Source organism: Streptomyces sp. NPDC127106, from assembly GCF_042677605.1.
In the GTDB taxonomy this organism is placed as follows: Bacteria; Actinomycetota; Actinomycetes; order Streptomycetales; family Streptomycetaceae; genus Streptomyces.
Window position 1 is genome coordinate 241026 of sequence record NZ_JBHXTC010000005.1, and the last position, 8506, is coordinate 249531.

The 8506-nt window shown below is 73.5% G+C and carries 8 protein-coding genes; 5 read left to right on the plus strand and 3 right to left on the minus strand.

Features of this window, described 5'->3' with window-relative positions; translation table 11 throughout:
* Positions 1-181: 181 nt before the first annotated feature.
* Positions 182-964 (minus strand): hypothetical protein, encoded by a 783-nt coding sequence (locus ACFVGY_RS08135; protein WP_385672828.1) that lies wholly within the window; start codon positions 962-964, stop codon positions 182-184.
* Between the two features lie 190 nt (positions 965-1154).
* Between ACFVGY_RS08135 and ACFVGY_RS08140 the strand changes: the two genes are divergently transcribed.
* The 4 genes from ACFVGY_RS08140 (at position 1155) to ACFVGY_RS08155 (ending at position 5400) form a co-directional block, all read left to right on the plus strand.
* Positions 1155-2462, plus strand: coding sequence for an FAD-dependent monooxygenase (locus tag ACFVGY_RS08140; RefSeq protein ID WP_385672831.1), 1308 nt, complete (start codon positions 1155-1157; stop codon positions 2460-2462).
* Positions 2459-3505, plus strand: coding sequence for a hypothetical protein (locus tag ACFVGY_RS08145; protein WP_385672834.1), 1047 nt, complete (start codon positions 2459-2461; stop codon positions 3503-3505). Before ACFVGY_RS08140 ends, ACFVGY_RS08145 begins: the two co-directional genes overlap by 4 nt.
* Positions 3506-3683: 178 nt before the next feature.
* The gene (locus ACFVGY_RS08150) at positions 3684-4700 is read left to right on the plus strand and encodes a zinc-binding alcohol dehydrogenase family protein (RefSeq protein ID WP_385672837.1); all 1017 of its coding nucleotides are present in this window, start codon (positions 3684-3686) and stop codon (positions 4698-4700) included.
* Positions 4701-4815: 115 nt separating this feature from the next.
* Entirely contained in the window at positions 4816-5400 is a 585-nt protein-coding gene (locus tag ACFVGY_RS08155) for a hypothetical protein (RefSeq protein WP_385672840.1), read from the plus strand.
* Between the two features lie 49 nt (positions 5401-5449).
* Here the strand turns inward: ACFVGY_RS08155 and ACFVGY_RS08160 are convergent, their stop codons facing one another.
* The gene (locus tag ACFVGY_RS08160; RefSeq protein WP_385672843.1) at positions 5450-6112 is read right to left on the minus strand and encodes an RDD family protein; all 663 of its coding nucleotides are present in this window, start codon (positions 6110-6112) and stop codon (positions 5450-5452) included.
* A gap of 237 nt (positions 6113-6349) precedes the next feature.
* On the opposite strand from ACFVGY_RS08160, the gene ACFVGY_RS08165 reads away from it, so the two are divergent.
* Positions 6350-7774: a chloride channel protein gene (locus tag ACFVGY_RS08165; RefSeq protein ID WP_385672846.1), complete on the plus strand. Its 1425-nt coding sequence runs from the start codon at positions 6350-6352 to the stop codon at positions 7772-7774.
* 215 nt (positions 7775-7989) lie between these two features.
* On the opposite strand, the gene ACFVGY_RS08170 is transcribed toward ACFVGY_RS08165, so the two are convergent.
* Entirely contained in the window at positions 7990-8289 is a 300-nt protein-coding gene (locus tag ACFVGY_RS08170) for a hypothetical protein (protein WP_385672849.1), read from the minus strand.
* Positions 8290-8506 lie beyond the last annotated feature (217 nt).

Below are 8506 nucleotides of genomic sequence, written 5' to 3' on the forward strand. Positions count from 1 at the left end.
CTTCCCTGGGCCCCGCCCCGCCCACCCCCCCACCCCCCCCCCCCCCCCCGCGGCGCCCCCCCCCCGCCCCCCCCCCGCCGCGCCCCCCGCCCCCCCCCGCCCCCCGCGGCGGCCGCACACGCGGTCTCCCCGCCCCGGACCGCAGTCCGCAGGCGGGGAGACCGGAAGGGGCGGGCGCGGTTCAGGCCTTGGGGGCCGCCACGGGAACGGGCCGCCGCGCATCCCGCGTCATGACGACGTCCACGGGCACGTGGTTCGCCTTGAGCGCCGCGTAGGCGCGGCACAGGGCCTGGGTCCGGACCGGCCGGCTGCCGGCGGACGCCGTCAGGTCGCCCGCGCACTGCAGCTCCCACCGGGGGAAGCGGCGGCGCACCCGCGCCACGGGGGCGCTGGGGGCGAAGTACAGCATCGTCGTGTTCTCGTGCGGGTTGTGGGCCGACCCCTCGTACACCATTTGGCCGCTCGTCTCCAAACGGTCGGCGAGCCGGGTCAGGGCGCTCTCCTCGGCCCGTTCCAGGTACAGGCCCACGTGGTTCTCGAAGCCGTGCACGCGCTCCAACGCACCCACGTCCTCCGTGTACGCGTGGCTGGACCGCGGGAAGAGGAAGACCTCGACATCGGGGGACGGGCCCGCGGTGACGCGCAGTCGCGTCACCCGGATGTCCACGTCCTCCGGCAGCCAATGGCGCTCCACCAGACGGCGCTTCACGAGCACGCTGGGTATGGTGGTCGAGGCGGTCCAGCCGTTTTCCTCGAAGTACTCGAGGGCGGATTCCACCGTTTCCGGGAAGAGCAGCGTCGCGCAGTGCGAAACAACGCAACCGCTTCCTATTTCCCGTTTGAGATCGCCGGGTATCCAGGGCGGCAGGAGATAGTCCAGTGATTTTCTGGAGGCGTGGAGGGCGTAGTCAACAGCATGCTGGAGGCGCTGGACGTCGCACGGTTCGAACGTCTCGTGATGCATGTCGCAGCCTTTCTGTTGCCGACACCTGATTAAAGCCATGTCACCCATCAGGCGGCACTCGGCCGTACTCTGATCGGGTGACTGGTCCTCGTTGACCTGCACATTTCGTCTTTTGCCGGTCCCGGGGTTGTGCTCCTCGCCGAACTACCGCATTTTTGGGCTGAAGAGGTCTTCCCTGGAGGTAGCGAGAATGTCTCGGTACGGCAGACGGAATCCTCCGCGCATCCTGATAGCCGGTGCCGGAATCGGCGGACTGACGACCGCCCTCAGCCTTCACGCGGCGGGGCTGGACGACGTACTGATCGTGGAATCCTGCCCGCAGCTGCGCCCCGTCGGCGCCGGGATCAACCTGCAGCCCGCTGCCGTTCGCGAACTGACCGAACTGGGCCTGGGCGAGGCGCTCGACGACGTCGCCGTGGCGACCGCCCGGCTGGAGTACCACCACCGCTACGGCGGTCTGATCTGGGGCGAGCCGCGCGGACGCGCCGCCGGCTACAACTGGCCGCAGTACTCGGTGCACCGGGCCCGCCTACAGGAGCTGCTGCTCGCCGCGGTCCGGGACCGCCTCGGCCGGGACGTCCTGCTCACCGGGCGCCGGCTCACCGGCTACGAGACCGGCGGCGGCCGGGGCCGCGGCGGCACTCCCGTACGGGCCCGCCTGGAAGGTCGGCCCGACCCGGTCCCGTGCGACCTCCTCATCGGCGCGGACGGCATCAACTCGACCGTGCGCGCCGCCATGTACCCGGACGAAGGGCCGCCGCTGCGCAACGGGATATGCATGTGGCGCGGCATCACCGAGGCCGCGCCGTTCCTCGACGGCCGCACCATGGTCATCATCGGCTGCAACAGCAGGGTGAAGGCCGTCGCCTACGCGGTCTCCCGACCGGACGAGCACGGCCGGTGCCTCATCAACTGGGTCGTGGAGAGCTGCACCGGCGACGACGGGGACACGGACCCCCCGCGGGGCGGACCGGACTGGGAACGCGACACGGTTCCGCCGGAGACCGTGCTGGCCCATCTCGGCGGCTGGCGCAGCGACTTCGTCGACCTCCACGCGGTCATCGCCGCGGCGCCCCGCATCGCCCGCTACCCGATGATCGACCGCGATCCGCTGCCGACCTGGCGGGACGGCCGCGTCGTCCTGCTCGGCGACGCCGCCCACCCCGTCTACCCGACCGGCTCCAACGGGGCCTCGCAGGCCATCGTCGACGCCCGGGTCCTCGCCTGGGAACTCGCCCACCACGACGTCGACGAGGCCCTGGCCCGCTACGAGGCCGCCCGCCTGCCGCAGACCACCCGCCTCCTCGCCGCCCACCGCCGCCTGGAACCCGACCCCGTACTCCGCAAGGTGGAGGCGCTCGCCCCGAACGGCTTCACCGACATCCGCCACGTCCTGCCCGAGGACAGCCTCGACGGCATCCGGTCCTGCACCCTCCAGGTGACCGGCGTGGACGCCGCAGCACTCAACTCCCGTACCTCCTGGAGCGTCGCGGTATGAACACCCCCCGCACCCCCCGCACCCCCCGCACGCCCCGCATCCCCCGCATCCCCCGCAGTCCCCACATCCCCCGCTTCCCCCGCACCGCCACCGCCGCCGGACTGGCCTGCATCGCCCTGCTGGCCGCGGTCCTGCCCTCGATCTGGCAGCCCCCGGACCCCCGGCCGCGCTCCGGTGCCGCCGCCCGGCTGCCCGCCTGCGGGGCCCGCACCGGCGCCGCGGCCTGCGTCAGCCTCGGGCCGGCCGCCGCCCTCGGCCGCGGCACGGTTCGGACGTACAGCGAGTACCGCAACGGCACCCCGCAGGCGGTGGGTGTTTCCCTCACCGCCTCCTCCCTCCGGGCGCTGCCCGCCGCCCCCACCGACGGCAAGCACTGCCACGACACGGACGGCGACGGCAGCACCGATCCCGCGCACGAATGCGTCGGCGGCCACAGCCTGGAGCTCGCCCTGCCCGGCACGCCGCCCGGATCGGCCGGACTGCCCTTCCAGTGGGCCCTGTTCAACTGGAACCCGCACGGCCACAACCCGCACGGCCGCTACGACGTCCCCCACTTCGACGTCCACTTCTACCTCGTGCCGCGGGAGGTCCGCGCCGGCATCCGGACCGGCGGGTGCGCCCTGCTCATCGCCTGCGACCAACTCGCCACCGCCGCTCAGCCGATCCCGGCGGCCTACCTGCCCGCGGGCTATCCCGCGAGCAGCCCGCAGACCGCCGAGGGCGCCATGGGCGCGCACCTGGACAGCCGGCCCCCGACCACCGGCACCCTCACCGGCCAGACCTTCATCTACGGTGCGTACGCGGGCGGCCTCATCTTCATGGAACCCATGCTCACGAAGGACTTCCTGCAGCGCCACCGCGACCCCGCCACCGGCCACCGGTCCTGCGAGCCCGTCCCCCAGCCCGCTGCCTGGCGGACGTCCGGCTGGTACCCCACGCGGTACTGCACCGCGTACCGGCCCGACCAGGGCGACTTCACCGTCTCCCTGACGGACTTCGTCCACGCGGCGGCGTCGCCCCGGTTCGCCGGCACGGGCAGCTGAGGCAACGCCGCGGGCCCCGGCCGTCCCGGCCGACGGTCGTGGCGGTCCCGGCGACGGTCGTGGCCGTCCGGCCGGCGCGCCGCCCGCGTGGCGCAGCCGACGCGTCCCACACGGAACCGCCACAATCGGACCGTACTGCTACCGATACCGCCTCATCACCCGTTTTGGGGGCCAGCCGATGTACGCAGCCGTGGTCCACGCCCTGGGTCAGCCGCCCCGGTACGAGTCCGTGCCCGAACCCGCCCCCGCGGCCGGCGAGGTCGTCGTCGAGATGCTGGCGGCCGCGCTGTACCCGCTGGTGCGCTCGTTCGCGTCGGGCGGACACTACACGGGCGGTGACGCACTGCCCCTGGTACCCGGCTTCGACGGGGTGGGCCGGACCCCGGAGGGCGGACTCGTCTACATCCCGGGGCTGGAGCCGCCCCGCGGAACGATGGCCGAACGCATCGCCGTCCCGTCCGCCTCGCTCATGCCCGTACCGGAGGGGCTCGATCCGGCCGTGGTCGCCGCCGCCATGAACCCCGCCTCGTCCGCCTGGATCGCGCTGCGGGAACGGGGCCGGTTGCGGGGCGGGGAGTCGGTGCTCGTCCTCGGCGCCACGGGGAACGCCGGACGGGCCGCCGTGCGGCTCGCCCTCGACCAGGGGGCGGAACGGGTCGTGGCCGCCGGGCGTGATCCGCTGGCCCTGCAGGCCGCGTCCGCGCTGGGCGCCGCCCGCACGGTCCTGCTGGAGGGCTCCGACGAGGAGGTCGCCGACGCCTTCGGCGCCGCGGCCGCCGACACCGACATCGTGCTCGACTACCTGTGGGGCCGCCCCGCGGAGCTGGCACTCGACGGCATCCTGCGCCACCGCGCCGACCTGACCCGCACCCTGCGGTGGGTGCAGATCGGCTCCGCCGCCGGACCCGACATGACGCTGCCGTCCGCCTGGCTGCGCAAGGCCGACGTGGACCTCTGCGGCAGCGGACTCGGCTCCATCTCGGCCGCACGCCGCAGCGCCTGTCTGCGCGAACTGCTCATCCGGCTCCCGTCCCTGGCGCCGACCAGCGAGATCGTCCCCGTACCGCTGGCCGACGTGGAGACCGCGTGGGGGACCCCGCTGCGCTCCGGCGCCCGCATCGTCTTCGTCCCGGTGGGCGGCGAGGAGCGCCACTCCGGCACGGCCCGGCTCCGCAGGGACCGCGAGGCGGTCTGACCGCACCCCCTCCCGCGGCCCGCGGTCCGGCCGGATGGTGCGCATCCGGCCGGGACGGCGCAATGATCCGGCCAGTCCGGCGGAAGGAATCCGTCCGGCTGGCACGATCGGGCGCATGGCGAGCTTCGGTGAGCACATGCAGCGGCACGCGCCCTCCTACGTCGGCCTCGCGGCCGTCATTGGCACCGTCATCGCGGGCCACCTCCAGGCCGGCAGCGTCCTGGAGACGGGCCGGGCACAGGCCCGCAGCACCCTGGAGGCCGCGCGGACCCAGGCGGCGGGCCAGCAGTCCACGGCCCGCACCATCGAACAGATCACCCGCTACGGGGATCTGATCCAGTCCTCGAACCGCATGCGCTTCCTGATGCAGCGCTTCGAACGCCTCGACGAGCAGTCCAAACGCGATCCCGCCGTCATCGCGGGCCTGCGGCAGGGCACCGAGGACCTCGCCGCCAGGGCGGCGTCCGCGGCCGTCATCCTCGGCAGCCACCCCAGCACGTCCGTGCGCGACAACGCCCACAAGATCGCATACACCCTGCCGTACGCCGCACGCTGCCTGGAGACGGGCCTGCCGGGCAACGGCGGCGGCGGTTACGAGGTGGACTACCCCGACCACGGGAAGGTGAGCTGCGTGGAGCTCGCCAAGTGGTTGGACGGCCACGAGAAGGCCCTGGCCGCCGAACCGCCCGCCTTCTCCTGAGCCGCGCCGTGCGACGGGCGGTGACCCCGTCAGGTCGGGCGACGGACCGTCAGGCCGGGAGGTCCCGGCGGCGGGCGTACCGGAGCCCGGCCAGGTCGGCGTGGTACAGCTCGCCGTCGTCGTTGTCCGTGACGGTACCGCGCGCCGCCCCGCCGCCGCCCAGTCCGCGGAAGAACGCCCGCACCCAGTAGTACGGCTGCAACGGCAGCCAGCACAGGCCGCACAGCCAGCGGTACACGCTGCGCCAGAATCCGGCGCGCCCGCCGTCGGAGGCCCGGATGACCCGGATGCCGGTGAGCAGCTTGCCCAGGCTCGCCCGGAACAGGAACGTCAGCAGGACCTGGTTGACGAAGGAGATGCCGAGCAGCATCGCCAGGGCGGTCAGTGGCCGGCCCTCGTGGCCGCGCGCCATGAGGTACGGGACGCCCACGGCCACGACGAGGTCCAGTGTGACGGCGAGCACGCGCCGCCCCTCCCCGGAGGGGTGCGGGACCCGCGGGGGCGGCGCCTGCCCGTAGGGCGGTTGCCCGTACGGGGGCTGCTGGCCGTAGGGGGCGGCGTACGGCTGTTGCCCGTGCGGGGCGTGACCGTAGGGCGTCTGGGTGTACGGAGCTTGGGCGTACGGCTGCTGGGCGTACGGCGGTTGGGGCTGCTGTGCCTGCTGAGGGTGCGGGTACTGCTGGTGCTGCTGATGACCTGGTGGCGTGTTCATGCCCATATCATGCTCCACCCCGCCTGCGGCGACGGCCAGGCGCGCGGCGGCATGCGGCAGCGCGTTCGACGGGACGTCGGGGTGAAGACCCGCCCGGGCGCCGCAGCCGTCTCACCCGATCGGTGCTTCCTGCCTCGCCGCAGCCGCCCGCCCGGGTTTGCCTGGAGCAGGGCCGGCCACCAGGAGGTCACACATGCAGGGTGACGACACCGCTGACGCATCCGCCCGGGAGCGGCCATGACCCCGTCCGACCACCCGTCACCCCCGCCCCCGCCCCCGCCCTCGCCGCCGCAGTCGATCGCGACCGCGCCCGGCCTCCAGGCCGACCCGCACGTGTCGCCGGCCGACGCCGAGCCCGTACTCCGCACCATCATCCTCAGCCGCGGCTACGCCCGCCTGATGCTGCTCTCCGTGCTCATCGGCGTGCCCGTCGCCGCAGCCTGCTTCTTCTTCGTCAGCTTCCAGCACTACCTGCAACGCCTCCTGTGGGAGTCCCTCCCCCAGACCCTCGGCTTCGACCGGGCGCCCTGGTGGTGGCCCCTGCCGACCCTGCTCCTGGCCGGCCTGATCGCGGCCCCGATCATCACCCGGATGCCGGGCAGCGGCGGCCACGTACCGGTCAACGGCCTCCGCGGAGCCCCCATGGGCCCCCGGGAACTGCCCGGCGTCGTCCTCTCGGCCCTGACCGTCCTCCCGCTCGGTGCCGCCCTGGGCCCCGAGGCTCCCCTGATGGCCCTCGGCAGCGGCCTCGCCCTGCTGTGGCTGCACGCCGCCAAGCGCCCGGTGGAACCGAAGATCCAGGCGATCGTGGCCACCACCGGGTCGACCGCCGCCATCTCCACCATCCTCGGCGGGCCGATCGTCGCCGCCCTGATGGTCGTCGAGGCGGCAGGACTGGCCGGCCCCCAGCTCGTCGTCCTGCTCCTGCCCTGCCTCGTGGCCAGTGCCGCCGGAGCCGTCGTCTTCGACGGCCTCGGTGAGTGGACCGGCCTGCCCATCGGCGGCCTGACCCTGCCACAGGTGCCGCCCGACGCCACCCCCGACGCCGGGGACTTCCTGTGGGGCATCCCCGTCGCGGTCGCCGTTGCCCTGGTGGTCACCGTGGCGCACGAGTTCGGTCGGCCGGTCCTCTCCTGGACCCGGCGCCACACGGCGCGGAAGACCGTGCTGGCCGCCGTCGCCGTCGGGGTCTGCTTCACCGCCTACGCGCTGACCACCGGCCGATCCCCGGAGGAGGCGGCGCTCTCCGGCCAGATCACCCTGGGTGAACTCGCCGGGAACTACGCCTCCTGGCCCGTGGGCGCGCTGCTCGCCCTGGTCCTGTTCAAGGGGCTGGCCTGGGGCATCTGCCTGGGCGCCCTGCGCGGCGGTCCCATCTTCCCGGCCGTGCTGATGGGCGCCGCCCTGGCCATCGCCTGCTCGGGGCTCCCGGGCTTCGGCGCCGCCCCGGCACTCGGCGTCGGCATCGCCGCCGCGACCGCGGTGGTCAGCGGCCTGCCGCTGACCAGTGCGGTGCTCGGGTCGCTGCTGCTCGGCGCCGATGCGCACAACCAGGTGCCGCTCATCGTCATCGCCTCCGTCGTGGCGTTCATCACCAGCCGTTACGCCGTGTCCCGCCGCCGCCCGCCCGGCCCGGTCCTCGCCCACCCGGAGTCGACCTGACGGCCCGACGCCCCGGAGCCGGCCGCTACCCGAGGAACGTCAGGCGGACCTGGCGGTTGCGTACGGCTCTTCTGGTCCCTCGCCACCGTCATTCGGCTCCGGCCCCGCGGTACACGCCCGTGGGGCCGGAACGCGTTACGAGGCAGCAGGGCGCCCGACCGCTGCCGTTCCTACAGACCATGAGGACGGAAGTCCTACTGGCCCGACAGGGATGGTCAGCTCCCGTCCGCGAACAGGCCGTGGCCGTGACGCTGCGGGATCAGACGGGCTTCTGCAGCCGGGGCGAGATCCACGACCAGACGCTCCCCCACACCGGAGGCCGTGGTGGCGTCTGGGCAGAGGTAGCCGAGGCTGCGCAGCTCACCGACCGCTTTGCGGAAGGCCTCGCGGCCCTCGGCAGCCAGGCGCTCATCGCGGGTGAGGGAGACCAGCTCACTGATCGTGGGTTCTTGCCCAGGAGCGTAGCCAACGGCAAGTTCAGCCAGGACCCCGCGGGCCCGCCACGTCAGGCGCATGTCCCGCATTGCCCGCGCGAACAGGGCGGAGTCGTGGATGGGCGGAGCGGGAGGGACGGGCCACCGCGGGGGGTGAAAGCTGCTACAGGTTTTCTGGTCATTCATAATCACCTCTAGCCGTACGTCTCGAATACCTTGGCCTTGTGAAGCTTTCGGACTGGGCGCGGCAGCAGGGCGTGAGCTACCAGACCGCCTGGCGTTGGGTGAAGGACGGGAA

What these genes read in the sequence shown, in the direction of transcription:
- ACFVGY_RS08150 (WP_385672837.1), top strand. Translation starts at nt 3,684, where the DNA reads ATGTACGCAGCCGTGGTCCACGCCCTGGGTCAGCCGCCCCGGTACGAG.
- ACFVGY_RS08140 (WP_385672831.1), top strand. Translation starts at nt 1,155, where the DNA reads ATGTCTCGGTACGGCAGACGGAATCCTCCGCGCATCCTGATAGCCGGT.
- ACFVGY_RS08135 (WP_385672828.1), bottom strand. Translation starts at nt 964, where the DNA reads ATGCATCACGAGACGTTCGAACCGTGCGACGTCCAGCGCCTCCAGCAT.
- ACFVGY_RS08145 (WP_385672834.1), top strand. Translation starts at nt 2,459, where the DNA reads ATGAACACCCCCCGCACCCCCCGCACCCCCCGCACGCCCCGCATCCCC.
- ACFVGY_RS08160 (WP_385672843.1), bottom strand. Translation starts at nt 6,112, where the DNA reads ATGAACACGCCACCAGGTCATCAGCAGCACCAGCAGTACCCGCACCCT.
- ACFVGY_RS08155 (WP_385672840.1), top strand. Translation starts at nt 4,816, where the DNA reads ATGGCGAGCTTCGGTGAGCACATGCAGCGGCACGCGCCCTCCTACGTC.
- ACFVGY_RS08170 (WP_385672849.1), bottom strand. Translation starts at nt 8,289, where the DNA reads ATGCGCCTGACGTGGCGGGCCCGCGGGGTCCTGGCTGAACTTGCCGTT.
- ACFVGY_RS08165 (WP_385672846.1), top strand. Translation starts at nt 6,350, where the DNA reads ATGACCCCGTCCGACCACCCGTCACCCCCGCCCCCGCCCCCGCCCTCG.